The organism is Haemophilus sp. SZY H56 (genome assembly GCF_054332415.1).
The window spans coordinates 22,179-48,044 of the sequence record NZ_JBTGNX010000015.1; the positions used below are offsets into that span (position 1 = coordinate 22,179).

A 25,866-nucleotide genomic window follows, 5' to 3' on the forward strand; every position below is an offset into this window, starting at 1 on the left:
AAGTATAATACAAAAAGGTTTCAGTGATTAAAATCTATTAAATTAATCAAAATAATCTATTGATTTGAAGGAGGATTGAATTTTGTATCAAATTTCATGAAATGCTGTTGTATTCGCTTTAAATGACACAAAAATACTAGTCTAATTGAAACAATTACGTCCATTCATATCTAATAATTGCTTATTAGATATGAATAAAATTTTTATTATTTAGTTGAATTGCAATGCCGATAAGTCAGGAGATAGTAAGAGAGGGCTGAAATAACTACGCAAGCTGCCATTGTATAGAGCATTGGTGCTGCTGTTTCCATTTTAAAGCTCGCTACTAGGGAACCCATTACTGCGCCGACACCAAAACGGACACTTCCCATTAATGAGTTTGCAGTACCTGCCATCGTTGGGAATTTTTCTAGAATAGAGGCAGTCGCATTGGAGGAAATTAATGGGTTTTGTCCTACAAAAAAGGCTACACCAATTGCCATTGACCAAAAACCAAAATCAAAAAGTGCGGTTAAAAATAACCAAATTCCTGAAATGAATTGTATGGCAATACCAATTCGTAACATGGTTTCTGCACCTAGCTTCAATACAAATTTACCATTTAGATAAGATGCAACGGTCATAATGGCAATATTGATCATAAAGAAATAGCCGAATTGATCGACAGGAATACCATAAATACCGATATAGACAATCGATCCCGCAGTGACGAAGGCAAATAAACCACCAAATCCAAAAGAGGCTGCGGCCATATAACCTAACACTTCTTTTTGTTTAGAAAGCATCATGAAGTTACGGGCAATAATATTAAGACGCAAGGGAATACGATTTTCTTGTTTATGGGTCTCGGGAATAATGAAAAAGACAAGCAATGCTGCAAGAAATCCCATGATGCCAATCACATAAAAAATCATATGCCAGTGGAAATATTTCACGATATATCCGCCAATTATAGGCGCAACAAGTGGTGCGATCATAAAGACAAGCGTGATAGTGGACATGATTCTAGAGAGCTGATCTTTGCTAAATAAATCTCGTAATAAAGCGCCTGAAAGTACAACAGGCGCCGCTCCAAAGAAACCTTGAACGAAACGCAGAACAGTGAAACTGCCAATAGAATGAATACTCGTTAAAATAATGGATGTGATAGCACCAATAATGACCCCTAACAAAATAATCGGTTTACGACCAAAGCTATCACCAAAAGGCCCCCAGAATAATTGCCCTGCCGCCATACCATAAGCGAAGAATGTCAGCGTGTGCTGTACTTGCTCAGCGTTGATATTTAAGTCTTCAGCAATATTTAAAAAGGACGGAATATACATATCCACGCCCAAAGGCGGTAGCATCGAGAGAATGCCGAGCGTGGCGATAAAAATAAAGGTAGGTTTAATATTTTGGCTCATATTATTTCACTAAATTGTCGATTTCGTCCTGAGTAAGTGGACGAAATTCGCCTTCTTCTAAGCTTTCATCTAATTCAACGTTACCGATTCTCCAACGATGGAGTGCCACGACTTTATTACCCAGCGCGGCAAACATTCGTTTCACTTGGTGATAGCGCCCTTCAGAGATAGTCAGGTTCACGTTGTAATCATCTAACACTTCAAGTTTTGCTGGCTTAGTTGGTTCTTTTTCACCACGTAACAAAATGCCTTCTTCACAAGCTGAAGCATAATGGTTCTCAACTGGGTCAGCTAAAGTGACTAAATAGGTTTTCTCACATTGATGCTTTGGTGAGGTAATACGATGTGACCATTGCCCATCATCCGTTAATAGCACGAGGCCAGTGGTATCCACATCTAATCGTCCAGCGCTGTGTAATTTGCCTGAAAGAGGCGGTTCAAAGAATTGATAAATAGTTGGATAGTCACCGTCATCATGAGAGCAAACGTAGCCCTGAGGCTTATGCAACATAAAATATTGACCTTCTTCCACCCAAGTCAATAATTCATCTTCAAAATAAATTTCATCTTCTTGGCTTACTTTGGTCGCCCCATTTTTCACAATTTCACCGTTAATTTTGACCGCACTTTGGCGAATGGCCTTGGTAGCTTGTGAACGGGTTAAACCAGTATTCTCGGCAATAAATTTATCTAATCGCATCGTAAACTCTTATTTTTGATTGAACCAGCTGACGTAATCAAATTGGTCGTAATATTTTTCGCCATTCCAACCGGAAAAGGTAAATAAATCACCCACTTCGTTTTCATTTTCAAAGCCTTTAATATAGAAAGCGGATTTAAACTCGGGATAAGGCTTATGGGTAAAGACCACTTTGTTCGGATAAGGTAAGTTATCAAAGGCTTGTAAGTGCTCGTAATCCACACCTTTTCCTCTGTACTTATCCGTCATTATAATAAATAAATTATCAAAGTTTAAACGTTGTGAGCGAGCCTCCCATTTTTCTTTGGCTTCTTGCTCTGAACGATAGTGCATAAAGTGGATTTTGAGGTCACCTAAGATTCCAATAGGATAGTTTTTTTCTGTTTGTATAAATTGGAGCGGCAGTGATTGATAAAAACGGATATCTTGCAAATAACGAATAAAATCAAAAGGTTCTAAATAAAGATTAACAAATGGAGAATTAAAAGGTTGATTTAGATCGTGTAAAATAAACGCACCGACACAGTTTGCAGAAATCACCGACATGCCTTGATTGGTTAAACGTTTTTGATAGGTTTGATTAATCGCTTTCCGTTGTAATTTATTGATGGCGCTTCTAAATTTAGAAAACAAACTCATTATTTATATCCTGTATATTTTTTGCGATATAGTAACGTTTTTGCTTATGAATGTGAAGAAAAGACAAAGGTGTGGTCGATTTCACTCATATTTTTGTAATAAATTTGTAAAATTTTTGCGGTATGTCACAAAATTCTATTTAAAAGGGAGTATAATGGTGTAAATTTTATTTGTTATAAATGAAAATGGAGTATTTTTATATGAGCGAACAATTGCGCCAAGCCGCATTAGATTTTCATGAATTCCCTATCCCAGGAAAAATTGCAGTCACCCCAACCAAATCATTAGCTACTCAACATGATTTAGCCCTTGCGTATTCTCCAGGTGTTGCTGAGCCTTGCTTAGAGATTGAAAAAGATCCCTCAGCGGCAAGCCGTTATACAGCACGTGCTAATTTAGTGGCCGTTATTTCAAATGGTACAGCCGTGTTAGGCTTAGGAAATATTGGCGCACTTGCATCAAAACCTGTTATGGAAGGGAAAGGTGTATTGTTCAAAAAATTTGCAGGTATCAATGTATTTGATATTGAAATCAATGAACATAATCCAGATAAATTAATTGATATTATCGCTTCATTAGAACCAACATTTGGTGGCATTAACCTTGAAGATATCAAAGCACCGGAGTGTTTCTATATTGAAAAAGTGTTGCGTGAACGCATGGGTATTCCAGTTTTTCATGATGACCAACACGGTACAGCCATTATCGTGGGTGCGGCTGCATTAAATGGTTTAGAAATTATTGGTAAAAATATCTCTGATGTTCGCTTAGTGGTAAATGGCGCAGGTGCTTCAGCTATTGCGTGTACTAACTTGCTTCGAGCATTAGGCTTCAAAAAAGAAAACATCACCATGTGTGACTCTAAAGGCGTGATTTTCAAAGGTCGTGGCGATAACATGGATGAAACCAAACAATTCTACGCAATTGAGGATAACGGCTGGCGTACATTAGCCGATGCAGTAAACGGTGCAGATGTATTCTTAGGATGCTCTAAAGCGGGTGCGTTAAAACCTGAAATGGTTAAAACTATGGCTGAAAATCCGTTGATCTTAGCACTGGCTAACCCAGTTCCTGAAATTACACCAGATGAAGCCAAAGCTGTTCGTCCAGATGCGATTGTTTGTACCGGTCGTTCAGACTTCCCAAACCAAGTAAATAACGTACTTTGTTTCCCATTCTTATTCCGTGGTGCTTTAGACGTAGGTGCGACAGCGATTAATGAGGAAATGAAATTAGCCGCTTCTCATGCAATTGCGGGTTTGGCAAAAGAACAAGTTCCATTAGAAATTATTGCTAGTTACGGCGCATTATCATTTGGTCCTGATTATGTGATCCCAACACCATTTGATCCTCGTTTATTATTTACCGTGTCTTCTGCGGTAGCGAAAAAAGCAATGGAAACAGGCGTGGCAACACGTCCAATTACAGACTGGGTAGCTTATGAAAAACAATTAAAAGCGTTGGTTGCAGCTTAGTCTTTCTCTTTCAAAAAGTGATCTGCCCCCAAAAGTTGGACAGGTTAGTTAACTTAAATATTGAGCTCGGTATTGCACCGGGCTCAATCCTTTTAAACCAAGTTTAATTCGGTTTTGGTTGTAATACACTAAATATTCTTCAATTTCAGCCTGTAATTTAACAATTGAATGATAAGTCCGAGAGTAAAAACACGCTGATTTTAATATTGTAAAAAAGCTTTCAATCACCGCATTATCGTAGCAATTTTCTCGGCGACTCATACTTTGCACCTCAAATTAGGTGTCCAGGTTTTGGGGTGCAGATCACTTTGGAAATATCAAACCAAAGTGCAGTCAGTTTTTTAGGTGTTTTTTAATGCCAAGCGAAATGCCTCAATTCCGCTTTTTAGCACAAGAACACTCAATATCATACTGGCTAAGGGATCAACCCATTGCCATCCGAGAAAATAAGCGCCTAATCCTGAAAGAATCGCGATAACGGAGCCAAATAAATCTGTTAATACATGTAGATAAGCCGCTTTGATATTGAGATTGTCATGATTACTTTTCAACATTATCCAAGCAACGAAAAGATTGACGAGTAATCCTAGCGATGCCACACCAAGCATCGGTAATGCCATCATCTCGATGGGATTTTGCCAACGTTGAATTGCTTCAAACAAAATCATCAATGCGACGACGATCAATGAGCCGCTATTAAGTAGGGCAATGTATCGTTGTTTTTGAGCGGATAGAAACAACGCTAACAAGGCTAAAAATAACGATAAGCTATCATTTGCCATGTGACCCGCATCAGCCATGAGTGCCAAGCTGTTAAACCAATAGCCACCAATAAATTCGACAATCATAAAGCCAGTAATGATGGCAAAACTGAGCGCTAAGATTTTTTTATCCTGTGGAATATGCTCATGAGATGAATGATCATGATGTTCATGGGAATGATGTTCGGACATACGGCTCCTTATTGTCTATTTGATTAACTTGGGATAAAGTATAAAGTCCGTAGCAACTACAAGGTCAAGACTTGGTTTTAGAAAAATGAAAATTAACGAACTCAGCAAACAAAGCGGTATTCATTTAGAAACCATTCGGTATTATGAAAAAATGGGCTTGATGCCGGAACCTAAACGTCTTGCAAATGGTTATCGAGATTATGATGAAGCCAGTTTGAAACAATTAAAGTTTATTAAAACATGCCGAGCGTTAGATTTTAGCTTGGCCGAAATTAAATTTTTTAATGAGATGAAAACGCAGCAATCTCAACATTGTGAAGTGGATAGTATGTTGGCAAAACATTTGGTTTCAGTCGAAGAAAAAATTGCCGAACTGACTGAAATTAAACATTTCCTACAAAGTTTAATTACCGAAGATGATCATCAAGCTGCAGATTGTAAAGCAATGGCCCAATTAAAAGCCTATTAAGTGCGGTCTAAAAAATATCAAAAATCCGCACATTGATGTGCGGATTGGTCATTACTCCGGATCATCCGTAAAGGCATTGTTTCGGAATATCGGCACAAAGGTTGCGAGATACAGCACAAACACGATGGCAATTAAAATAGCCGGAATCGTGATAAAAAACAGCTCGTCCACAAACATTAAACAAGCTCGGGAAAGTGCCGCCGTGAAAAGACAAAGCACGGCAAGGCGACAGAGTTTTGGGTAATCCAGTTTCGTAAAGCCACTATGCCATAATCCCGCGGTGAGCCAAATCATCATCATACTGCCGAGAATGCCGCCAAGTGTCACCATGTGTAATGGATCGGCAGTAGGCTCATCAATTAATTTATTTATGCCAATCCACAAATAGCCAATCGCGGCGAACAATTGAAGGAAATAATAAGTGCGTATGTAATGTTTACGTAGCAGTTCGTGATGATGTAATTCGCGTAACTTGGCAAGCAAAATAAAGCCAACGGCAAAGGCTGTAAAAGCGGCTGTTTGTGCAGGCAACCAAAGCTCTGCTGCGGTATGAAGTAATAAAAATGTAATTGCGATATTTTTATACACGACATTCGGGATAAATACGGGATCTTTCAATGTACTTTCTTTCAGAGCCTCTGCGCCTAATAGAATGCTTACCCGAATCGATACAAACATTACCGCCGCCATGTTCAAATGCACCTGTGCCCGCAATAATTTCAGACTATCAGTCATGGCGTAAGCTGTCTGACAAACCATAAATGCTGCAAGTAACATCAGTAAAGTAAAATTGTCGGTATTGCGATCCAACCAAAACAGCCAAGCACAAAAGAGTAACAACGCGAGCCAATAAGCAGCCACTAAAAACGAGGCGGTTTGCGGGGAAAATGGCAATAACATCAATCCTGCAAGCAAGAGCACTGCTAATATTGTCGCAATAGGTTTTAAATTACCTTTGTAATTTGTCCATTCGAGCATGGAAGCCGTCAGAAAGCCGCCGTATGCGGCTGGTAGCATAAATTCTAAGAAAATTTTGCGGTGTAGGATGAGATCATCGGGGCTGATGAAAAAGCTCAATGCACCAACAATCGCAAGAATGGCTGCACCAACAAAAAAGGGTCGCATCGGATGGGTAAAGAAATTATTCATAGTAATGGATTCCTTGAAATTCGCGTGCGACTACGGTTTCTTCAAAGGCTGAATTGCGTTCGGATAATGGCGTTGGCAAGGTAATCACATTTTGCACATCCATCCCTTTTGGAGAAAGCTGCATAATCTCTCGGCTTAATCGAGCTGCTTCAAAACGATCGTGCGTCACTAAAATGCAAGCCATGCCTTGTTGCTCAATTTTTTCCACTAACATAGCGGCTAAAATATCCCGTAAATCGCGATCCAAACCGACAAAAGGTTCGTCCAATAAGGCTAAATCACAGCCACATAGCAATAGACGCAAAAATGCCACGCGTTTTGCCATACCGCCCGATAATTCGGTCGGGTATTTATTCAAATCACCCGAAGAAAGCCCGATCTTTTCTGCCAGTGCAATGATTTCATTTTCATTAGAATTATCCATAAAAATGGCGATATTCTGCATAGCAGTGAGATTTTCTAATAGACGGTTTTCTTGAAACAGAAAGCCCGTTTTACGAAATGTATTATTGATTTCGCCCGATTTTGGCGTTTCCAAACCTGATATTAAACGCAGCACGGTAGTTTTACCACAACCGCTTGGGCCGAATAAGGTTTTTACTTCGCCTGGTTGTAAATCCATACTGAAATCGCGCACGATGGGATCGCGGAGAATTTCAAAACGCACATTCTTTAAACTCAGCATTATCTTCTCCACGGCATAAACAGAATTTCCAATGGCTTGGTAATCAAATATTCAAAGAGGGAAACAAATACAATCACCAACAGCACATAAGCCATGACTGTTGACGTATCTAACATGGCTCTGGCATCGGCAATCTGTGCCCCCACACCCTCATTGGCACCCAAAAGCTCTGCCATAATTACGACTTTCACGCCCATCGCAACTGCGACGCCAATACTGGAAATTACATAGCCCGTGAGATGGGGAATATATAAATAGCGGATTTTTTTCCGCAATCCGAGTTTGTACGCATCAAACAATTCTTCATGTTGTTTATTTACACTTGCCATGCCCATGGCTGCACTGGCAAAGGTTAGCGGGGCAACTAATACGATAATGGTAAATAGCACACTTGGATTACCAAAGCCAAACCAAAATAAGGCCATTACAACCCAAATAATTGGCGGCATGGCTAACAAAATCGTAATGACGGGTTTAAGCAATGCCATAGCGGTTTTAAAGCTGCCCGCAATCAGCCCTGCGGCTAAGCCTGCGACTAATGCAATGGTAATACCCACCACAGAACGCCATAATGAAATACCGATTTCGTTTTGTTGGAAATGATCGAGCAGCTCAAGGGCTTTTTGAAAAACATCCGCAGGAGCAGGCAGCATAAATTCACCAAATATCGCACAGCCCCAAGCCCACAAGGCAACAATCATCATCGCCACACTCAAGCCGGTAAAGCCGCTCCAAAGGTAGTCGATGATGTAAAACAGGACAGGTTGTGGTTTACGGATTTTGTCAGTTTTAATCATGTTATGTGATTCAGTTTCAAATTAAGCTAAGAAGAATTTGTCATCTGGTAATTTACCGCCTAAGAGTTTTGGATTGAACTCCATCAAAGTTTCATAGAATTGCATGATTTCATTTTTCAGTTCACTGGCTTTGGTCACCGTTAAGCGCGCACCGTCTAAGCCCATTTCAATAGCGGCTTCTGGAGCAGGAAGATAATTAGCGCCAATTTCAGCCGCACTTTTGCGGTTGGCCATAATCCAGTTTAACGCATCACTTAAATCTTGGTGAAATAGATCAAACTCCGCCTTGTGTGCATGAAAGAATTCTTCATTGGCAATAATGCCCGCCATTGGAATAAGCGGTTTAGTGTTAAACGCTTGTCCCCATTCTTTCACTAAATCAAAACCACGTACAATTTCCGTACCAACAATTTTAGCTTTCTGCACAACGGCACTTGCCATTGGTTCTGGCAAGATAGCCACATGGAAATCTTTGAGCAAGAACAAACCAATTGCTTCAGTTGGTGTGGCTGCATAGGTAATATCTACTTTATTCATATCAATATTCAATTTTTTTAGTAAAGCTTGCAACACGATGTCTGGCATATCGTTTTTAAATGGCACAAGGATTTTTTTACCCACTAATTCTTGCGGTGAAGTAATAGCACCGCCTTTACACATCAACTGCGTAATCCCATTGGTGAGAATATTCACCATGCCGACTTGTTGCCCTTGATTACGTAAATTTACGCCCACATTGCTAGGGCTCATCATGACTTTAAATTGCCCACTTGCCACTCCTGCACGCAACTGATCAGGCGAACGCCAAATTTCTAATGCTACATCCGCTTGTTTGGCTAATTTACCTTGTGCTGCCGCCACCGCAATGGTCACACTTGGCATCGCGGGTGCGCCATAAATGGTAAATTGCTCTTTTGTTGTCGCAAAGAGAGAAGGCGACATGCCTGCTGCCGTAAGTGCTGCGCTCATTCTTAAAAAATCACGTCTATTCATTGTCATGGTTATCTCCTTATAATGAAACAAGTCTAACGCTTGTATTTTGATAATGGTTTTCATTTATTATCTTACTAGCTGTGACTAAAGTAAAGAAAGACAAAAGTGATCTGCCCCCCAAAAGTTGGACAGGTTAGTTAACTTAAATATTGAGCTCGGTATTGCACTGGACTCAATCCTTTAAAAGCAAGTTTAATGCGTTTTTGGTTGTAATACACTAAATATTCTTCAATTTCAGCCTGTAATTCAGCAATTGAATGATAAGTCCGAGAGTAAAAACACGCTGATTTTAGTATCGCAAAAAAACTTTCAATCACCGCATTATCGTAGCAATTTCCTCGGCGACTCATACTTTGCACCTCAAATTAGGTGTCCAGGTTTTGGGGTGCAGATCAAAGTGCGATCAAAAATGATGATGTTTTTAACCGCACTTTGTGTTTTTTTATCTGTCTATGAAAGGAATGGCACATTAGCGTGCTTTAAATTAATCAAAGGGTAGCGATTCCCTTAGGACTTATGAGTGTCAAAATGAAACAAACACGTTCTTCTTTATATCCAATTTTTCTCTTCGTCATCATTAATCTGATTATTTTCACCTTGTCTCGTCTTGGACTTGCAATTTGGCAGGCAGACCGCGTTTCTGCTGTAGCGGGATGGGGGCAATTATTCTTACAAGGCTTGCGCATGGATATCGTGGCCTTGTGCTACTTATTTGGTGTGCCAGCATTATTTACGGTGCTATTTCATAATAGCCGAATTTGGAAAATGATTTTACGCATTTGGCTTACTCTCGGTAGTGTGTTCATTCTATTTATGGAACTGGCTACGCCTGCATTTATCGAAACCTATGATTTCCGTCCAAACCGACTCTTTATTGAATATTTAATTTATCCGAAAGAAGTCTTTTCAATGTTGATGGAAGGTCATTTAACTGCGGTCATTTTTAGCCTTATTTTTACCGTTACGGCTTTCTTCTGTTATTGGAAGCTCTCTGGTTATGCGGTGAAAAACTTACGTTCAATGAACTGGAAATTACGTCCTGTTCTAGCATTGCTTGTGATTGCCGTTGCTTTTTTAGGTGCGCGTTCGAGTTTCCAACACCGTGGTGTGAACCCTGCAATGGTGGCTTTCTCTTCCGATGGTTTAGTCAATTCGCTTGTGCTGAATTCTGGCTATTCTGTCCTTTATGCAGCACAACAATTTAAAGATGAAGGAGCATCTTCGGAAGCCTATGGCAAAATGGATACAGATGAAATGTTGCGTATTGTCAAAGCAAGCCGTGGGCGCCCTGAAAGTGATTATATTTCAGAGAAGATTCCAACCTTAACGAAAAACCAAGCGACTTACCAAGGTAAACCGAAAAATATCGTCATTATTTTGGAAGAAAGTTTTGGGGCGCAATTTATCGGTACATTAGGCGGAAAACCACTTTCACCTGAATTTGATAAGTTAGCCAAAGAAGGCTGGTTATTTGAAAATCTTTATGCTACGGGGACGCGTTCTGTACGCGGTATTGAAGCTACAACTGCAGGTTTTACACCCACTCCAGCACGTGCAGTGGTGAAATTGAATAACAGTCAAAGTGGTTTCTTTACTATTGCAGATTTACTTGCCAAACAAGGTTATAACACTTCCTTTATTTATGGTGGTGAAAAACACTTTGATAACATGGCAAGCTTCTTCTATGGTAATGGTTTCCAAAATATTATCGATCAAAAGGATTATCAAAATCCGAAATTTACTGCGACTTGGGGCGTGAGTGATGAGGATTTATTTGATAAAGCGAACGAAACTTTTACCCAATTACAGAATGAAGGAAAACCATTCTTTAGCTTAGTGTTTAGTTCGAGCAATCACGATCCTTTTGAATTTCCGGATGGTAAAATTGAGCTTTACGAACAACCAAAAGCAACCCGTAATAACAGTGCGAAATACGCGGATTATGCGATTGGTCATTTCTTCAAGTTAGCGAAACAATCTAATTATTGGAAAGATACCGTGTTCTTGGTGATTGCAGACCACGACTCCCGTGCAGCAGGGGCAAGCTTAGTGCCAATTAAGCATTTCCATATTCCTGCGTTAATTTTAGGTGATCATGTTGCACCACGCCGAGACAGTCGTTTAGTGAGTCAAATTGATATGCCGACAACCTTACTTTCTATTGCGGGCGTAAGCGGTAATTATCCCATGATTGGTTTTGATTTAACGCAAGACGCTAATCCAGATCGTGCCTTTATGCAGTTTGATCAGACCCAAGCTTTAATGAAAGGCAATCATGATGTCGTTATCCAAACACCAAATAGCAAAGCAAAAGGCTATGTTTACGATAAGGAAAAAGACACATTAACCGAAAAAGACGTGCCGGAAGAAATGAAAAAAGAAGCCCTGGCACATGCTTTACTTGGTAGCTATTTGTATAAAAACCGTTTATATAAAGGCAGTGAAGAGAAGTAAAGTGCGGTCAGTTTTAGACTAATTTTAAAGGGCGAATAATTTCGCTCTTTTTCTTTATATGATTTGTTCTTAGTGATTTTCAGCAATAACGCGAGGGAATAAAACATTATTTTCACGATGAATATGCATCATTAAATCGTCTGCAAATTCTTGAATGCCGCTATAAAGTGCGTGCCATGTGTTACAAGCATCAGCAGGAGGTGTCATATTGTTTGTTAATGATTTCAATACATCTAAATGTTCGCCGTGTTCTGCGTGTTCCATTTCCATCATACGAATCGGCATTTGTGCCATCATATAATTGCCTGCTTTAATCATAGGGAAAAGCACGTGCTCTTCTTTCATCATATGGTTGCTTAAATCATCATAGACATTGCGTAATTCTGCCGCTACGCCGATAGGGCAATCATCGCGATCACCATGAACGCTTTCTACGCGATCCGCTAACACGATTAATTCTTGAAGTTGTTCACGATGGCGTTGATGGTAGCGAACTAAAATATGATCGATAATTTCAGGATAAGTTGCATTAACCCAATATTCTTCAGGGTTTTCTGCTTTACTGTTTTGAAGCTCGGTTAAACGGGTTTCAATTTCTGCTAAATTTAACCCTTTTTCTGCGGCAGCGTTTGCAAGTGTATCGGAACCACCACAGCAGAAATCTAAATCATATTCACGAAGTAGTGAAGTTGAACCGGGTACACTGATTGCGATTTCACTTAATTTTTTATCTCCAAAAGACATAATGAATCTCCTTATTGATGAGGTAGAGTTAGAAGTTGAGTAAAATACTAAGATAATAAAAGGAAAATGCAACGGTTTTTTTAGCAAAGTATGATTTAAATCAAAGCTAAAAGTTAAAGTTACCGTGTTGTAGGTAGGTATTGATGCTGTATTAAAGTGAAAGTTGCATTGCTTTGATGAGGTGTTATTATTCGAGCATAGAGAGGGGATAATAATGAAGCGAATCTATCGATTTTTGACTATTGGCTTAGTGTTAGTTGTTTTAGGTGGCGGCTATTTTTTTGCGAATTTAACAATTTTTGAACGTACATTTATCCAATTAAATACGTCACAAAAAGTGAGTTATATTTCTTTTGAAAACAAGTTAAATATGCAATGTGACAAGGTTAATGGGTTAATGCCTAAATTAACGTCTTCACATTTTCGTTTAGTCAATTGGAATGTGCATAAAGGGCAAGATAAGGGTTGGCAAGAAGATTTAGCGAGATTGTCTAAACAAGCTGATTTTGTGTTATTGCAAGAGGCAACGCAGCATCAAAATTTAAACACATTTTCGACCGCACTTTTTGTGTCCTCTTTTTCTTTTAAAGATCTCTTATCAGGTGTAAAAACATTCACCAAAACGCAACCAGAATGGTATTGCGGTGGTGGCGTAGCAGAACCATTAATACAAATACCTAAAGTGGCAAGTGTGATGAGTTTTTCATTAGAAAAAGACGCTAGCTTGCTACTTATTAATGTGCATTTGATTAATTTTGAATGGGGGATTTCCGCTTATCAAACTCAGTTAGAGCAGCTCTTTTCTTTTGTAGAAAATCATCAAGGCCCCATCATTATCTCTGGCGATTTTAATGCATGGAATGAGCGTCGTCTGAATTTAGCTAATAATTTGATGCAAAAATATGGATTAGATGTAGTGACGCTCTCTCAAGATGAGCGGGTTAGATTTTTAGGTTATCCACTTGATTATATTTTTACGCGAGGCGTAAAAGTGGTGAGTGCAACATCAGAAGTGGTTACTTCGTCAGATCATAATCCGTTACTAGTTGAATTTGAATTGGAATAAAGTGCGGTCAGATTTTGAGAAAATTTTAGGGCTAACGTTATGTTAGCCCTATGTGTTATTACTTGGTTTGATTAATTAAAAATTGCGTTAATAAAGAAACCGGACGGCCTGTGGCGCCTTTATTTGCACCTTGAAGCCAAGCTGTCCCGGCGATATCTAAATGTGCCCAAGTGTACTTTTTCGTAAAGTTGGAGAGGAATGCGCCTGCAGTAATTGCACCGCCCCAACGACCGCCAATATTAGCTAAATCAGCAAATGGGGATTTTAATTGCTCTTGATATTCTTCACTTAATGGTAAACGCCAAGCTTTGTCAGTAGTTTGCTGTGCGGCTAGTAATAACTGTTCGGCTAAGGCATCGTTAGTTGAAACTAAGCCGCTGTTATGTTGACCTAAAGCTACCACGCAAGCGCCTGTTAGGGTCGCAATATCAATCACATATTGCGGTTCAAAACGCTCTACATAAGTTAATGTATCACAAAGTACTAAACGGCCTTCAGCATCAGTATTTAACACTTCTACGGTTAAACCATTCATCGTGGTGAGAATATCACCCGGGCGATAGGCATTGCCGTCAGGTAAGTTTTCACAACCCGCTAATACACCGATAACATTGAGTGGTAGATTTAATTCTGCAATGGCTTTCATTGTGCCGAATACCGAAGCAGCACCACACATATCGTATTTCATCTCATCCATTTCTGCGGCTGGTTTTAACGAAATACCGCCTGCATCAAAGGTTAAGCCTTTACCCACTAATACGATAGGTTTCGCATTTTTATCTGGGGCGTTGTTGAAATGCAAAATAGATAGGTAAGCAGGGTGTTGAGAACCACCTGATACCGCTAAATATGCATTCATCCCAAGTTTCGCCATTTCTTCTTCATCAATCACATCTAAGGAAAGTGCGGTTGATGTTTTGGCTAAATTTTTAGCTTGTTCAGCTAAATAAGCCGGTGTACAAATATTAGATGGCATATTCGCGATATTACGCGCAGCTTTTACACCATTTGCAATGGCCTGTGCTTCTGCGATGGCTTGCTGAGCTTGTGAATCATCGGTATTAAAAATGATTTCTTGAAGTGAGATAGCATCCGCTTTTTTACTTTTAAATTCATCGAATTGATAGAGACTATGTTCGATGGTTTCAACAGTAAAACGTACATTCCAAAATAGATCGCGATCTTTAATTTCCACATCCGTTAAATTATTCACCGCTTGTTGAATATTTAATTCTTTTAATGTTTGGGTAACTCGTTGGATGATTTGTTTAAATTGGCGTTCAGTCGTTTCACCTTTTTTACCACAACCTGCTACTAACACGCGTTTAGTCGCAAGATTCGGTAACGAATGAAGCAGAGTCGCTTGCCCAATTTTGCCTGAAAGATCTTGGCTTTGAGCTAACTGGCTGAGGTAGCCTTGTGTGATTTGATCGATTTCATTGAAACTTTTTGTTAATTCATTGTTCTCATAAATGCCGATAATAAGGCAATCGGTTGATTGAGAAAGTGCGGTTGAGTTCGCTTGATATTTCATGTTATTTCCTTATGTTGCTAATTTGCTATTTAAATCAGTCAAAATAAGGTATCATACGCCATCTAAATTAGCCAGTTTCCCGTGTTTTTTAGTTAGAAAAAAAGAATGATATTAACCCGATATTTAACAAAGGAAGTTTTTAAAAGCCAGATTGCAATTTTGTTTATTTTGCTTTTAATTTTCTTCAGCCAACAACTTGTGCGCGTACTTGGTTCAGCGGCAAATGGTAAAGTACCTGCCGATCTGGTGTTCTCTTTACTCGGTTTAGGGATGCCGACAATGGCGCAATTAATGTTGCCATTATGTTTGTTTATCGCCATTTTACTGACTTTCGGTCGTCTCTATGCAGAAAGTGAAATCACCGTTATGCGTGCATGTGGTGTAGGCCAACGTATTCTTGTTCGCGTGGCGTTAATTCTTTCTTTGTTCACAGCTGGCTTGGCTGCTTATAACGCATTGTGGCTTTCTCCATGGGCGATTCAAAAACAAGTGGCAATTGTTGAAGATGCTAAAGCTAACCCAACAATGGGGGCATTGGCTTCTGGTCAATTCATGTCCACAAGTAACAATAATTTCGTTTTATTCATTGATAAAATTAATGGTAATCAAATCAGTGATGTTTATCTTTTCCAAATGAAAGCCAAAGGTCAAACGAAACCATCAGTGGTTACAGCTGAAAAAGGTGAGTTAAAAGCGTTACAAAATGGCGATCAAGTGCTGAATTTACAAAATACCTTGCGTGTAGAAGGTACATCTGTGCTTCCTGATTTCCGTATTACACATTTTGATGACTATCAAGCCTATTTAGGCCATCAAGAGACAAACACAGAAGGTGATGAAGCTGCTGAATTATCTTTTGAGCAATTATTAAAAGATAAAAGTGCGGCCGCAAAAGCAGAATTGCATTGGCGCATTACCTTAATTTTAGCCGTGCCTTTAATGGCGCTCATCGCCGTACCAATGAGTAAAGTGAATCCTCGCCAAGGCCGTTTTGCGAAGATCTTACCGGCACTATTGCTTTATTTAATTTACTTCTTATTACAAAGCTCATTTAAATCTTCGGGTGGCGCAGGTAAGCTTGATGCCGGTTTGTTAATGCCGTTGGTAAATATCGCCTTTTTAATTTTAGGGATTGTGCTGAATAGCTGGGATAGCACCGCTATGCATAAGTTCCGTCGCGTATTCAGAAAAGGGTAATAACAATGTTGATGAATACTCTTGATCGTTATATCGGTAAAAGCATTTTAGGGGCAATTTTTGCCACGCTATTTACATTGGTTGGCCTTTCGGCAATTATCAAATTTGTAGAGCAATTCCGTAGCGTAGGGAAAGGTTCTTATGATATTTGGCAAGCGGTGGCTTATACAGGATTAACTATTCCTAAAGATGTGGAAACCTTTTTCCCAATGGCGGCCTTGTTAGGTGCCTTAATTGCTTTAGGTAATTTAGCCAGCCGCAGTGAATTAGTAGTAATGCAATCTGCGGGTTTTTCTCGCTTTAAAATTGGATTAGCCGTCATGAAAACGGCACTTCCACTGGTACTTTTTACCATGATTATTGGGGAATGGGGAATTCCACAAACTGAACAATTTGCTCGTGATATGCGCACTCGAGCACTTTCTGGTGGTTCAATGCTTTCGGTGAAAAATGGAGTATGGGCAAAAGACGGTAATAATTTCGTGTATGTTCGTCGTATTACCGATGATGCACAATTAGAAGATATTTATATTTATACCTTTGATGAACAGCGTAATCTCACGCATTTGAAGCATGCAAATCAAGCACAATATTCTGCTGAAAATAATCAATGGCAGTTACGTCAAGTGAATAATTCAGCGGTATCAAAAGAGCAAATTACCACAACAAACCGCTTAACCGAAGATTGGGCGACGAGTTTAACGCCAGATAAATTAGGCGCAGTTTCATTACGTCCAACGTCATTATCCATTTCAGGTTTATACGAATATATCGCTTTCTTAAAACAAACGGGGCAGGATTCTCGCCGTTTTGAATTAACCTATTGGCGTAAGATTTTACAACCCCTTTCTGTAGGTGTGATGATGATGCTTGCGTTATCTTTTATCTTCGGTTCATTACGCAGTGTCACTGCAGGAGCAAGAATCGTAACGGGGATTTGCTTTGGATTCTTGTTCTATGTCGTCAATGAAATTTTTGGACAAATGAGTGTGGTATTTAATGCGCCAGCTTTTTTAAGTGCACTGATGCCAAGCCTCTTGTTTATGGCGATTATTTGGTGGTTACTCGCAAGAAAACGGGATTAATTAAAAAGCATTAATGAAAAAGGCGAACTGATAAAGTTCGCCTTTTTATTCTCTAAGAAAGTGCGATTAAAATTGACCGCACTTTAGGAATTTAATCTTCTTTAAATTCTCTCATCATTTCTTCTGCTTTTTTCACCATTTCTGCAGAACCGATGAAAAGTGGTACACGTTGGTGAAGTTCAGTTGGCTGAATATCTAAAATTCGATTGTAACCATCAGATGCAATACCACCCGCTTGTTCTGCTAAGAATGCCATTGGATTGCCTTCATAAAGCAAACGAAGCTTACCATTTGGATAGTTGGTTGCACTTGGGTAAATGTAGATACCGCCTTTTAATAAGTTGCGATGGAAGTCTGCCACTAATGAGCCGATATAGCGTGAAGCATAAGGGCGGTTAGTTGCTTTATCTTCTTCTTGGCAGTATTTAATGTATTTTTTTACCCCTTGTGGGAATTTGAGATATTGTCCTTCATTGATGGAATAGATTTTTCCCTCTTTTGGCATTTGCATATTTTCATGAGAAAGGCAGAATGTACCGATAGATGGATCATAAGTGAAACCATTTACACCATGACCAGTGGTATAAACCAACATGGTAGACGAACCATATACGATATAACCCGCAGCCACTTGTTTATTACCCGGTTGCATAAAGTCTTCTAAGGTAACAGGTGAGCCAATAGGGGATACACGACGGTAAATAGAGAAGATTGTCCCAACCGAAACGTTCACATCAATATTGGATGAACCATCAAGTGGGTCAGTCAAAATAATATATTTTGCATTGCGAGCACGTTCAGTATCAAAAGCGATAAAGCTTTCTTCTTCCTCTGAAGCAAAACCTGCTACTTCTTCACGTGACATGAGTGCTGCATTCATGGTGTTATGGGCGAATAAGTCCAATTTCATTTGGCTTTCACCTTGCACGTTTTCGACACCAGATTGACCAAGGATATTCGTTAAACCTGCTTTATTGATATCACGATGAATGATTTTTGCTAGTAAACGAATAGAGGACAAAATACCACTAAGTTCCCCTTTTGCATTTGGGTACTCTGCTTGGCGTTCAACAATAAATTCACTTAATGTTTTCATTTTTATTCCTTTTTTATCATTATTAAGTAACAGATGCGCTGATTATACGCTATTTCATAATTTTGATTGAGATCAAAATATGAATAATGAGATCTGCATCACACTTTATTTTCAAGGCGAAGCCTTGACAATGTGTATTTATTAGAAAAGGATAGAGTTTAAAAATTATCGGAAAGACAGATGAGAAATGATGTGCTTAATATCGGTACATTGTTATATTTGCCAGAATCGGATGTTGATAAATTGCATGAAGCGGCTAAGATTTTATTGGAACAATCAAAAGAATACCATAAGGCAGTGAAAGCATTGTGATCGTTTATAGATTTAAAATGTGGTTAAAAATGACCGCATTTTTTCTTTTTACATTTTATATCAATTCCCTTCATATAAAATTACAATAAAATTCACACCCATCTAGACGTCTAAATGTTTAATGAGGACGTTAATTTTGTTACACTCAGTCTATCTTAAAATTAATTAAATATAGGAAAGCAAAATGAGTAAACTTTTTCCAAGTGCCACTATTCGTACTTTTGCACCATATCGTTTTGATATTGTAGGCAGTTTTTTACGTCCAGAGACTTTAAAACAGGCTCGTCATCAATGTAGTTGTGGCGATATTTCTTGTGCTGATTTAACGCAAGTTGAAGATGCTGAAATTGCTAAATTGGTTGAGCATCAAAAAACTGTCGGATTGCATGCGGTGACTGATGGTGAATTTCGTCGTACTTTTTGGCATTTAGATTTCTTAGCCGCATTAGATGGCGTGAAAGAAGTGGATGCTGAAAAATTCTCCGTGCAATTTAAACACGATAATGTACGTCCAAAAACACTAAAAATTATAGATAAGATCGGTTTTTCAGAGAGCCATCCTTTCGTTGAACATTACCGCTCATTACAAAAAATAGCAGGTGAGACTGAAGTTAAATTAACGATTCCTTCTCCGTCAATGCTTCATTTAATTTGTACAGTACGTGCTACAGATTATCAGCCAATTGAACGTTATAAAGATAATAATCAGTTGTTATTAGATGATATTGCTGATGCTTATATTGATGCAATGAATATCTTCTATAAATTAGGCTGTCGTAACTTACAGTTGGATGATACAAGTTGGGGAGAATTCTGTGCGGAAGATAAACGTAAAACCTATACTGAACGTGGTTTAGATTTAGATCAAATTGCCAAAGATTATGTGTATATGTTAAATAAAATCGTGGCAGCGAAACCGGCTGATTTAGCGATTACAATGCATATTTGTCGTGGTAATTTCCGTTCAACTTGGTTCTCAGCAGGTGGTTATGAGCCTATCGCAGAAACCTTATTTGGACACTGTAATGTGGACGGTTTCTTCTTGGAGTACGACAGTGATCGTGCGGGAGATTTTAAACCTTTACGCTTTATTAAAAATCAACAAGTAGTGTTAGGATTAATCACCTCTAAATCGGGCGAGTTAGAAAAGCGTGATGAAATTATTGCTCGTATTAAAGAAGCAGTACAATATGTGGATATCAATCAACTTTGCTTAAGTCCACAATGTGGTTTCGCTTCAACAGAAGAAGGTAACATTCTGACCGAAGAGCAACAATGGAAAAAACTCGAATTTATCCGCGATATCGTAGAAGAAGTTTGGGGTAAGTAATCTAGTTTAGAGTGTAAAAGAGATAATCGTTAAGGCGGTTATCTCTTTTTTTCATGAAAGTGCGGTTAAAAATGACCGCACTTTTAAATAATAAAAAAGGAAGTCAATAGACTTCCTTTTATGTTACTTCAATTTAATTATTTTTGACGCATTGCAGGGAATAGGATTACATCACGGATAGATGGCGCGTTAGCATAAAGCATTGCTAAGCGGTCAATACCTAAACCTTCACCCGCTGTAGGTGGTAAGCCGTGTTCAAGTGCAACTACGAAGTCATCATCCTTAAACATTGCTTCATCGTCACCCGCTTCTTTCGCTGCGACTTGCGCATCAAAACGTTCATTTTGGTCTTCGGCATCGTTTAATTCTGAGAAGCCGTTACCAATTTCACGACCACCGATGAACAATTCAAAACGGTCTGTTACTTCTGGATTTTCATCGTTACGACGTGCAAGTGGTGAAATTTCTGCTGGATGCGCCATTAAGAAGGTTGGTTGAATTAAGTGATGTTCAGCCACTTCTTCAAAGATCGCATTTACGATAGAGCCTAAGCCCCAAGATTTTTGTACTTCAATACCTAAGCGTTCAGCGGTTGCTTTTGCACGATCGAAATCATAAAGATCTTCTTTTACGATACCTTTATCTGCACCATATTTAATGGTTGCATCATGTAATGTTATACGCTCAAATGGTTTGCCGAAGTCAAATTCTAAATCACCGTATTTCACAATGGTTGTACCAAGAATATCAATGGCGAGTTTGCGTAATAATTCTTCGGTGTTATCCATTAAATCATGATAATCTGCATAAGCTTGGTAGTATTCAAGCATGGTGAATTCTGGATTGTGACGGACAGAAACTCCTTCATTACGGAAGTTTCGGTTTAATTCGAAGACACGCTCAAAACCACCAACCACTAAACGTTTTAAGTAAAGTTCTGGCGCAATACGAAGATACATATCAACATCTAATGCGTTGTGGTGTGTGATAAATGGACGAGCAGATGCGCCACCTGGAATCACTTGTAGCATAGGCGTTTCAACTTCCATGAAACCTTTAGAAATAAAGAATTCACGAATACCGGCAACCACTTTTGAACGAATAATAAATGTACGGCGAGATTCTTCATTAGAAATTAAATCTAAGTAACGCTGACGATAACGCGCTTCCATGTCGGTTAAACCATGGAATTTGTTTGGTAACGGACGAAGTGCTTTGGTTAAAAGTTGTACTTCAGTTGTTTTAACGGTTAATTCATTGGTTTTGGTTTTGAAAAGTGTTCCTTTCACGCCAATAATATCACCTAAATCCCAGCTACCTACATCTTCTGCATAAACGCCTTCAGGAAGATTATCACGAGCAACATATAATTGAATTTTGCCACTCATATCTTGTAAGGTAATAAAGGTGGCTTTACCCATTGCGCGACGAGTCATAATACGACCGGCAACAGCTACTTCAATGGCTTTTTCTTTTAATACTTCGCCCTCTTCGGCTTCGTACTTATCATGTAAATCTTGGGCAAGGGCGTTACGACGGAATTGGTTTGGAAACGCATTACCTTTTGCGCGTAATGCGGCTAATTTTTCACGGCGAACGAGCATTTCGCCATGGAGATCTAATTCTTTTACTTCTTGCTCTGACATATCCTTTACCTCGTTAGTTTTTACTTAGAATGTGATTTATTTAATAATAAATAGAATTTTTCTATTCTACCTAGAGCATTGTTTTTTGTTAAGCCTTTTTTAATTAAGTTATCCTTTTTATCTAGAAAGTTGTCGAAATTGAATTGGTAGAGATGGAATTACGCCATTTTTCCACATAAGATAATTTTATCCTTGGTTCTTGAATAAGGTTCACCGTGTACGCAAACAAAAGAGCGGTCAATTTTTCAGAGGTTTTAAACGCTGAAAATACTGATCGCTCTTTGCGTAGAATGATTAATTAAAGATCGAAATCGCCGAAATCATTGGTATCGACTTTAGAATCAATTTGACCAACAAGGTAAGAACTCACTTCCACTTCTTGTGGTGCAACTTGTACGTTGTCAGAAACAAGCCATGCGTTAATCCATGGAATTGGGTTAGAACGCGCACCAAATGGTAATGGAAGCCCAACCGCTTGCATACGGATATTAGTGATGTATTCCACGTATTGCACCAAAATGTCTTTGTTCAAACCAATCATTGAACCGTCTTTGAACAAGTAATCCGCCCATTCTTTTTCTTGCTCTGCTGCGGCTAAGAATAAATCATAGGCTTCTTGTTTACATTCTTCCGCAATTTCAGCCATTTCAGGATCGTCTTGACCTGCAGCCATAATGTTTAAAATGTGCTGTGTGCCGGTTAAGTGTAACGCTTCATCACGAGCGATGAATTTAATGATTTTCGCATTACCTTCCATTAATTGACGTTCTGCAAAGGCAAAGGAGCACGCGAAAGATACATAGAAACGAATGGCTTCAAGTGCGTTCACACTCATCAAGCAAAGATAAAGTTGTTTTTTCAAGTTACGTAACGTTACAACACATTCTTTACCATCTACCGTGTAAGTACCTTCACCGTACAGGCTGTAAAGTTGGCTATCACGGATTAAATCATCGTAATAAGAAGAAATGTCACGCGCACGTTTGATGATTTCTTCGTTCGTCACGATGTCATCAAACACGATAGATGGATCGTTCACAATGTTACGAATGATGTGTGTGTAAGAACGAGAGTGGATGGTTTCTGAGAATGTCCAAGTCTCGATCCAGGTTTCTAATTCCGGAATGGATACCAATGGCAACAACGCAACGTTCGGACTACGACCTTGAATGGAATCCAACAAGGTTTGATATTTTAAATTGCTGATGAAAATGTGTTTTTCATGTTCAGGTAACGCGGCATAGTCGATACGGTCTTGCGACACATCCACTTCCTCCGGACGCCAGAAGAAAGAAAGTTGTTTTTCAATGAGCTTTTCAAACGTCTCATATTTTTGTTGATCGTAACGCGCAACGTTAACGTTTTGACCAAAGAACATCGGTTCTTTTAATTGGTCGTTTTTATTTTGTGAGAAAGTGGTGTATGCCATTTTTGTCTCCATATCGTAGGGTGGGCTTTAGCCCACCATTTTAATAAGAAAGTTTTGGTGGGCTAAAGCCCACCCTACAAGAATAGAAAGAAATGTCTAATTTAAATCTTACACGCTCCACCAGCACAGCCATCGTCTAAATCTTCTTGGCTGTCTTCAGCACCATCACGGGTGTTTTGATAGTAGAGGGTTTTTAAGCCGTATTTGTAAGCGGTTAAAAGATCTTTTAACAACACTTTCATTGGCACTTTACCGTCTTCAAAACGTTTTGGATCGTAGTTGGTGTTGGCAGAGATCGCTTGGTCCACGAATTTTTGCATAATGCCCACTAAGTGTAAGTAACCGTCATTGCTTGGAATATCCCAAAGCAACTCATAGTTATCACTTAAGTTTTCATAATCCGGTACAACTTGTCTTAAGATACCATCTTTTGATGCTTTAATACTCACATGACCACGTGGTGGTTCGATACCATTTGTTGCATTAGAAATCTGTGAAGAAGTTTCTGACGGCATTAATGCGGTCAAGGTTGAGTTACGTAAACCGAATTCTTTGATTTCTTGGCGCAATGTTTCCCAATCATAATGCAATGGTTCTTGCGTTAAGTTATCGATATCGTTCTTATAGGTATCGATTGGTAAAATACCTTTTGCGTAATTGGTTTCATTGAAGTACTCACATGCACCTAATTCTTTCGCTAAGTTCATGGAGGCTTTTAATAGATAGTATTGAATTGCTTCAAATGTACGGTGAGTTAAATCGTTCGCTGAACCATCAGAATAACGCACGCCATTTTTCGCTAAGTAATACGCATAGTTAATCACACCGATACCCAGTGAACGACGACCTAATGAAGAGCGTTTCGCTGCAGGAACAGGGTAGTCTTGGTAATCTAGTAATGCATCTAATGCACGTACTGCAAGATCGGCTAGGTTATCTAACTCGTCTAAATCGTCTAATTTACCTAAGTTAAATGCAGAAAGCGTACAAAGGGCAATTTCACCATTTTCATCATGGAAATGTTGTAATGGTTTAGTTGGTAATGCAATTTCTAAACATAAGTTAGATTGACGTACCGGTGCAACAAGCGGATCAAACGGTGAATGAGTATTACAGTGATCCACGTTTTGAATATAAATACGACCAGTTGATGCACGTTCTTGCATTAATAAAGAGAATAACTCAACGGCTTTTACAGAACGTTTGCGGATATTTGGATCCTGTTCGTATTTCACGTAAAGTTCTTCAAATTTATCTTGATCAGCAAAGAAGGCTTCATAAAGTCCAGGCACGTCTGAAGGGCTAAATAAAGTAATATCTGCGCCTTTAATTAAGCGTTGATACATTAATTTGTTTAACTGCACGCCGTAGTCCATATGACGCACACGGTTATCTTCCACACCACGGTTATTTTTCAATACTAATAAGCTTTCAACTTCTAAGTGCCAAATCGGGTAGTAAACTGTCGCCGCACCACCGCGTACGCCACCTTGTGAACAAGATTTTACAGCACTTTGGAAGTGTTTATAGAATGGAATACAGCCAGTGTGGAATGCTTCACCACCACGAATTGGGCTACCTAACGCACGAATTGCACCTGCATTTACCCCGATACCCGCACGTTGTGAAACGTATTTCACGATTGCTGCAGAGGTAGCGTTGATAGAGTCTAAGCTGTCACCACATTCAATCAATACGCAAGAGCTGAATTGACGCGTAGGCGTACGAACCCCCGCCATAATAGGCGTAGGTAAGGAAATCTTAAAGGTTGATGTCGCATCATAGAAACGACGAATGTAATCCAAACGGGTTTCTTGTGGATATTTTGAGAATAAGCTCGCTGCAACTAATAAATAAAGGAATTGTGCAGATTCATAAATCTCACCGGTTACACGGTTTTGAACTAAGTATTTTCCTTCTAATTGTTTTACTGCGGCATAAGAAAAGGTCATATCACGCCAGTGATCAATAAACCCATCCATTTCATCCCATTCTTCACGAGTATAGTCGGCTAAAAGTGCAGGATCGTATTTGCCCATGCGCACTAATTTTTTTACATGATCGTATAAACGAGGTGGATCAAAATGGCCATACGCTTTTTTACGTAAATGGAAAACGGCAAGACGCGCAGCAAGATATTGATAATCAGGGGTATCTTTGCTGATTAGATCTGCTGCTGCTTTAATAATGGTCTCATGAATATCGGAGGTACGAATACCTTCATAGAATTGAATATGAGAACGCAATTCAACTTGAGAAACAGACACGTTTTCCAAGCCTTCAGCCGCCCAAGTAATCACACGGTGAATTTTGTCTAAATTGATTTGTTCAAGCGTACCATCGCGCTTTGTAACCATTAATCCTTTGTTCATGGGAGATAAAACCTGCTAGAGAGATGACTTTAAAAAACACAAGATATAGTGTTATGGAAAATAACGATGCACAAGATAGAGTGTTTTAAAATTGAATTCAAGCAGTAAATTTTTTACTTAGATTATTGACAAAAGATAAGTCATTTAAAATAAATGACTTATCTTTCAAGTGATGTTTTTTTAGGCAGGATCTTTTTTGTAAATCTTTGTAAAGAAAAAAGTGCGGTCAAAAATCATCTCGTTTTTGATCTGACCCCAAAAAGTTAGACTGTTATTTAAAGGATTGTTTTCGATATTGTATCGGACTCAGTCCTTTTAATTTTAGTTGAATCCGT

The 25,866-nt window shown here is 39.0% G+C and carries 22 protein-coding genes and 3 pseudogenes; 8 read left to right on the forward strand and 17 right to left on the reverse strand.

The annotated features are described in order from the left end of the window. Positions 1–206 precede the first annotated feature (206 nt). Genes ACXVWP_RS10060 through ACXVWP_RS10070 form a run of 3 tightly spaced genes read right to left on the reverse strand, consistent with a single transcriptional unit; the run spans position 207 to position 2,745 of the window. Positions 207–1,406, reverse strand: a complete 1,200-nt coding sequence (locus ACXVWP_RS10060) for a Bcr/CflA family multidrug efflux MFS transporter (RefSeq protein WP_369866797.1) — start codon at positions 1,404–1,406, stop codon at positions 207–209. A gap of 1 nt (position 1,407) precedes the next feature. Next, complete coding sequence (rsuA, locus tag ACXVWP_RS10065) at positions 1,408–2,106, reverse strand: 16S rRNA pseudouridine(516) synthase RsuA (RefSeq protein WP_289901987.1); 699 nt, start codon at positions 2,104–2,106, stop codon at positions 1,408–1,410. 9 nt (positions 2,107–2,115) lie between these two features. Continuing rightward, a complete protein-coding gene (locus ACXVWP_RS10070; RefSeq protein ID WP_289901988.1) occupies positions 2,116–2,745 on the reverse strand; it encodes a DUF1919 domain-containing protein in 630 nt (209 codons plus the stop codon). Positions 2,746–2,945: 200 nt separating this feature from the next. Between ACXVWP_RS10070 and ACXVWP_RS10075 the strand changes: the two genes are divergently transcribed. After that, on the forward strand, positions 2,946–4,220 hold the full coding sequence (locus tag ACXVWP_RS10075) for a malic enzyme-like NAD(P)-binding protein (RefSeq protein ID WP_297569202.1): 1,275 nt from the start codon (positions 2,946–2,948) through the stop codon (positions 4,218–4,220). 48 nt (positions 4,221–4,268) lie between these two features. On the opposite strand, the pseudogene ACXVWP_RS10080 reads toward ACXVWP_RS10075, so the two are convergent. Together ACXVWP_RS10080 and ACXVWP_RS10085 are read right to left on the reverse strand one after the other, a co-directional pair. Further along, positions 4,269–4,484 (reverse strand): annotated as a pseudogene (locus ACXVWP_RS10080) (IS3 family transposase); the annotation flags it as partial. A 77-nt stretch (positions 4,485–4,561) separates the two neighbouring features. Then, entirely contained in the window at positions 4,562–5,173 is a 612-nt protein-coding gene (locus ACXVWP_RS10085; RefSeq protein ID WP_369866796.1) for a cation diffusion facilitator family transporter, read from the reverse strand. An 85-nt stretch (positions 5,174–5,258) separates the two neighbouring features. Between ACXVWP_RS10085 and ACXVWP_RS10090 the strand changes: the two genes are divergently transcribed. Further along, positions 5,259–5,642: a MerR family transcriptional regulator gene (locus tag ACXVWP_RS10090; RefSeq protein WP_111326316.1), complete on the forward strand. Its 384-nt coding sequence runs from the start codon at positions 5,259–5,261 to the stop codon at positions 5,640–5,642. 51 nt (positions 5,643–5,693) lie between these two features. Here the strand turns inward: ACXVWP_RS10090 and ACXVWP_RS10095 are convergent, their stop codons facing one another. The 5 genes and pseudogenes from ACXVWP_RS10095 to ACXVWP_RS10115 form a co-directional block, all read right to left on the reverse strand. Further along, positions 5,694–6,791: an NnrS family protein gene (locus ACXVWP_RS10095; RefSeq protein WP_297569209.1), complete on the reverse strand. Its 1,098-nt coding sequence runs from the start codon at positions 6,789–6,791 to the stop codon at positions 5,694–5,696. Further along, entirely contained in the window at positions 6,784–7,476 is a 693-nt protein-coding gene (locus ACXVWP_RS10100) for an ATP-binding cassette domain-containing protein (protein ID WP_297569211.1), read from the reverse strand. The genes ACXVWP_RS10095 and ACXVWP_RS10100 overlap by 8 nt, the downstream gene beginning before the upstream one ends. Continuing rightward, positions 7,476–8,273 carry an ABC transporter permease gene (locus ACXVWP_RS10105; protein WP_297569214.1) on the reverse strand — a complete coding sequence of 266 codons (798 nt, stop codon included), beginning with the start codon at positions 8,271–8,273 and terminating at the stop codon, positions 7,476–7,478. The genes ACXVWP_RS10100 and ACXVWP_RS10105 overlap by 1 nt, the downstream gene beginning before the upstream one ends. 21 nt (positions 8,274–8,294) lie before the next feature. Then, the gene (locus ACXVWP_RS10110; RefSeq protein WP_297569216.1) at positions 8,295–9,272 is read right to left on the reverse strand and encodes an ABC transporter substrate-binding protein; all 978 of its coding nucleotides are present in this window, start codon (positions 9,270–9,272) and stop codon (positions 8,295–8,297) included. A gap of 131 nt (positions 9,273–9,403) precedes the next feature. Beyond that, positions 9,404–9,622, reverse strand: a pseudogene (locus ACXVWP_RS10115) (transposase); the annotation flags it as partial. A 160-nt stretch (positions 9,623–9,782) separates the two neighbouring features. On the opposite strand from ACXVWP_RS10115, the gene ACXVWP_RS10120 reads away from it, so the two are divergent. Further along, positions 9,783–11,720 (forward strand): LTA synthase family protein, encoded by a 1,938-nt coding sequence (locus tag ACXVWP_RS10120; protein WP_369866794.1) that lies wholly within the window; start codon positions 9,783–9,785, stop codon positions 11,718–11,720. A gap of 69 nt (positions 11,721–11,789) precedes the next feature. On the opposite strand, the gene ytfE is transcribed toward ACXVWP_RS10120, so the two are convergent. Continuing rightward, the gene (gene ytfE / locus ACXVWP_RS10125) at positions 11,790–12,464 is read right to left on the reverse strand and encodes an iron-sulfur cluster repair protein YtfE (RefSeq protein ID WP_297569221.1); all 675 of its coding nucleotides are present in this window, start codon (positions 12,462–12,464) and stop codon (positions 11,790–11,792) included. Between the two features lie 214 nt (positions 12,465–12,678). On the opposite strand from ytfE, the gene ACXVWP_RS10130 reads away from it, so the two are divergent. Further along, a complete protein-coding gene (locus ACXVWP_RS10130; RefSeq protein WP_297569224.1) occupies positions 12,679–13,530 on the forward strand; it encodes an endonuclease/exonuclease/phosphatase family protein in 852 nt (283 codons plus the stop codon). A gap of 58 nt (positions 13,531–13,588) precedes the next feature. On the opposite strand, the gene ACXVWP_RS10135 is transcribed toward ACXVWP_RS10130, so the two are convergent. Continuing rightward, positions 13,589–15,064 (reverse strand): leucyl aminopeptidase, encoded by a 1,476-nt coding sequence (locus ACXVWP_RS10135; protein ID WP_289901993.1) that lies wholly within the window; start codon positions 15,062–15,064, stop codon positions 13,589–13,591. 105 nt (positions 15,065–15,169) lie between these two features. Between ACXVWP_RS10135 and lptF the strand changes: the two genes are divergently transcribed. After that, positions 15,170–16,261: an LPS export ABC transporter permease LptF gene (gene lptF / locus ACXVWP_RS10140; protein ID WP_289901994.1), complete on the forward strand. Its 1,092-nt coding sequence runs from the start codon at positions 15,170–15,172 to the stop codon at positions 16,259–16,261. 11 nt (positions 16,262–16,272) lie between these two features. Continuing rightward, complete coding sequence (gene lptG, locus ACXVWP_RS10145; RefSeq protein WP_369866806.1) at positions 16,273–17,346, forward strand: LPS export ABC transporter permease LptG; 1,074 nt, start codon at positions 16,273–16,275, stop codon at positions 17,344–17,346. 91 nt (positions 17,347–17,437) lie between these two features. Here lptG and fbp read toward each other — a convergent pair whose 3' ends face one another. Next, positions 17,438–18,442 carry a class 1 fructose-bisphosphatase gene (fbp, locus tag ACXVWP_RS10150; protein ID WP_049357539.1) on the reverse strand — a complete coding sequence of 335 codons (1,005 nt, stop codon included), beginning with the start codon at positions 18,440–18,442 and terminating at the stop codon, positions 17,438–17,440. Positions 18,443–18,619: 177 nt separating this feature from the next. Between fbp and ACXVWP_RS10155 the strand changes: the two are divergent. Together ACXVWP_RS10155 and ACXVWP_RS10160 are read left to right on the forward strand one after the other, a co-directional pair. Continuing rightward, positions 18,620–18,754, forward strand: a pseudogene (locus tag ACXVWP_RS10155) (patatin); the annotation flags it as partial. 184 nt (positions 18,755–18,938) lie between these two features. Further along, a complete protein-coding gene (locus ACXVWP_RS10160; protein ID WP_369866792.1) occupies positions 18,939–20,084 on the forward strand; it encodes a 5-methyltetrahydropteroyltriglutamate--homocysteine S-methyltransferase in 1,146 nt (381 codons plus the stop codon). Between the two features lie 137 nt (positions 20,085–20,221). Here the strand turns inward: ACXVWP_RS10160 and lysS are convergent, their stop codons facing one another. The 4 genes from lysS to ACXVWP_RS10180 all read right to left on the reverse strand — a co-directional run. After that, entirely contained in the window at positions 20,222–21,730 is a 1,509-nt protein-coding gene (gene lysS / locus ACXVWP_RS10165) for a lysine--tRNA ligase (protein ID WP_126471084.1), read from the reverse strand. A gap of 298 nt (positions 21,731–22,028) precedes the next feature. Then, positions 22,029–23,159, reverse strand: a complete 1,131-nt coding sequence (nrdB, locus tag ACXVWP_RS10170; protein WP_005637108.1) for a class Ia ribonucleoside-diphosphate reductase subunit beta — start codon at positions 23,157–23,159, stop codon at positions 22,029–22,031. A 101-nt stretch (positions 23,160–23,260) separates the two neighbouring features. After that, the gene (nrdA, locus tag ACXVWP_RS10175; protein ID WP_369866791.1) at positions 23,261–25,531 is read right to left on the reverse strand and encodes a class 1a ribonucleoside-diphosphate reductase subunit alpha; all 2,271 of its coding nucleotides are present in this window, start codon (positions 25,529–25,531) and stop codon (positions 23,261–23,263) included. 271 nt (positions 25,532–25,802) lie between these two features. Further along, a partial coding sequence (locus ACXVWP_RS10180) for an IS3 family transposase (RefSeq protein ID WP_369866805.1) occupies positions 25,803–25,866 on the reverse strand: 64 nt, incomplete at its 5' end.

Bases quoted from the DNA above. Each gene is read 5' to 3' on its own strand.
- ACXVWP_RS10060 (WP_369866797.1), bottom strand. From the start codon at position 1,406: ATGAGCCAAAATATTAAACCTACCTTTATTTTTATCGCCACGCTCGGC.
- rsuA (WP_289901987.1), bottom strand. From the start codon at position 2,106: ATGCGATTAGATAAATTTATTGCCGAGAATACTGGTTTAACCCGTTCA.
- ACXVWP_RS10070 (WP_289901988.1), bottom strand. From the start codon at position 2,745: ATGAGTTTGTTTTCTAAATTTAGAAGCGCCATCAATAAATTACAACGG.
- ACXVWP_RS10075 (WP_297569202.1), top strand. From the start codon at position 2,946: ATGAGCGAACAATTGCGCCAAGCCGCATTAGATTTTCATGAATTCCCT.
- ACXVWP_RS10085 (WP_369866796.1), bottom strand. From the start codon at position 5,173: ATGTCCGAACATCATTCCCATGAACATCATGATCATTCATCTCATGAG.
- ACXVWP_RS10090 (WP_111326316.1), top strand. From the start codon at position 5,259: ATGAAAATTAACGAACTCAGCAAACAAAGCGGTATTCATTTAGAAACC.
- ACXVWP_RS10095 (WP_297569209.1), bottom strand. From the start codon at position 6,791: ATGAATAATTTCTTTACCCATCCGATGCGACCCTTTTTTGTTGGTGCA.
- ACXVWP_RS10100 (WP_297569211.1), bottom strand. From the start codon at position 7,476: ATGCTGAGTTTAAAGAATGTGCGTTTTGAAATTCTCCGCGATCCCATC.
- ACXVWP_RS10105 (WP_297569214.1), bottom strand. From the start codon at position 8,273: ATGATTAAAACTGACAAAATCCGTAAACCACAACCTGTCCTGTTTTAC.
- ACXVWP_RS10110 (WP_297569216.1), bottom strand. From the start codon at position 9,272: ATGACAATGAATAGACGTGATTTTTTAAGAATGAGCGCAGCACTTACG.
- ACXVWP_RS10120 (WP_369866794.1), top strand. From the start codon at position 9,783: ATGAGTGTCAAAATGAAACAAACACGTTCTTCTTTATATCCAATTTTT.
- ytfE (WP_297569221.1), bottom strand. From the start codon at position 12,464: ATGTCTTTTGGAGATAAAAAATTAAGTGAAATCGCAATCAGTGTACCC.
- ACXVWP_RS10130 (WP_297569224.1), top strand. From the start codon at position 12,679: ATGAAGCGAATCTATCGATTTTTGACTATTGGCTTAGTGTTAGTTGTT.
- ACXVWP_RS10135 (WP_289901993.1), bottom strand. From the start codon at position 15,064: ATGAAATATCAAGCGAACTCAACCGCACTTTCTCAATCAACCGATTGC.
- lptF (WP_289901994.1), top strand. From the start codon at position 15,170: ATGATATTAACCCGATATTTAACAAAGGAAGTTTTTAAAAGCCAGATT.
- lptG (WP_369866806.1), top strand. From the start codon at position 16,273: ATGAATACTCTTGATCGTTATATCGGTAAAAGCATTTTAGGGGCAATT.
- fbp (WP_049357539.1), bottom strand. From the start codon at position 18,442: ATGAAAACATTAAGTGAATTTATTGTTGAACGCCAAGCAGAGTACCCA.
- ACXVWP_RS10160 (WP_369866792.1), top strand. From the start codon at position 18,939: ATGAGTAAACTTTTTCCAAGTGCCACTATTCGTACTTTTGCACCATAT.
- lysS (WP_126471084.1), bottom strand. From the start codon at position 21,730: ATGTCAGAGCAAGAAGTAAAAGAATTAGATCTCCATGGCGAAATGCTC.
- nrdB (WP_005637108.1), bottom strand. From the start codon at position 23,159: ATGGCATACACCACTTTCTCACAAAATAAAAACGACCAATTAAAAGAA.
- nrdA (WP_369866791.1), bottom strand. From the start codon at position 25,531: ATGAACAAAGGATTAATGGTTACAAAGCGCGATGGTACGCTTGAACAA.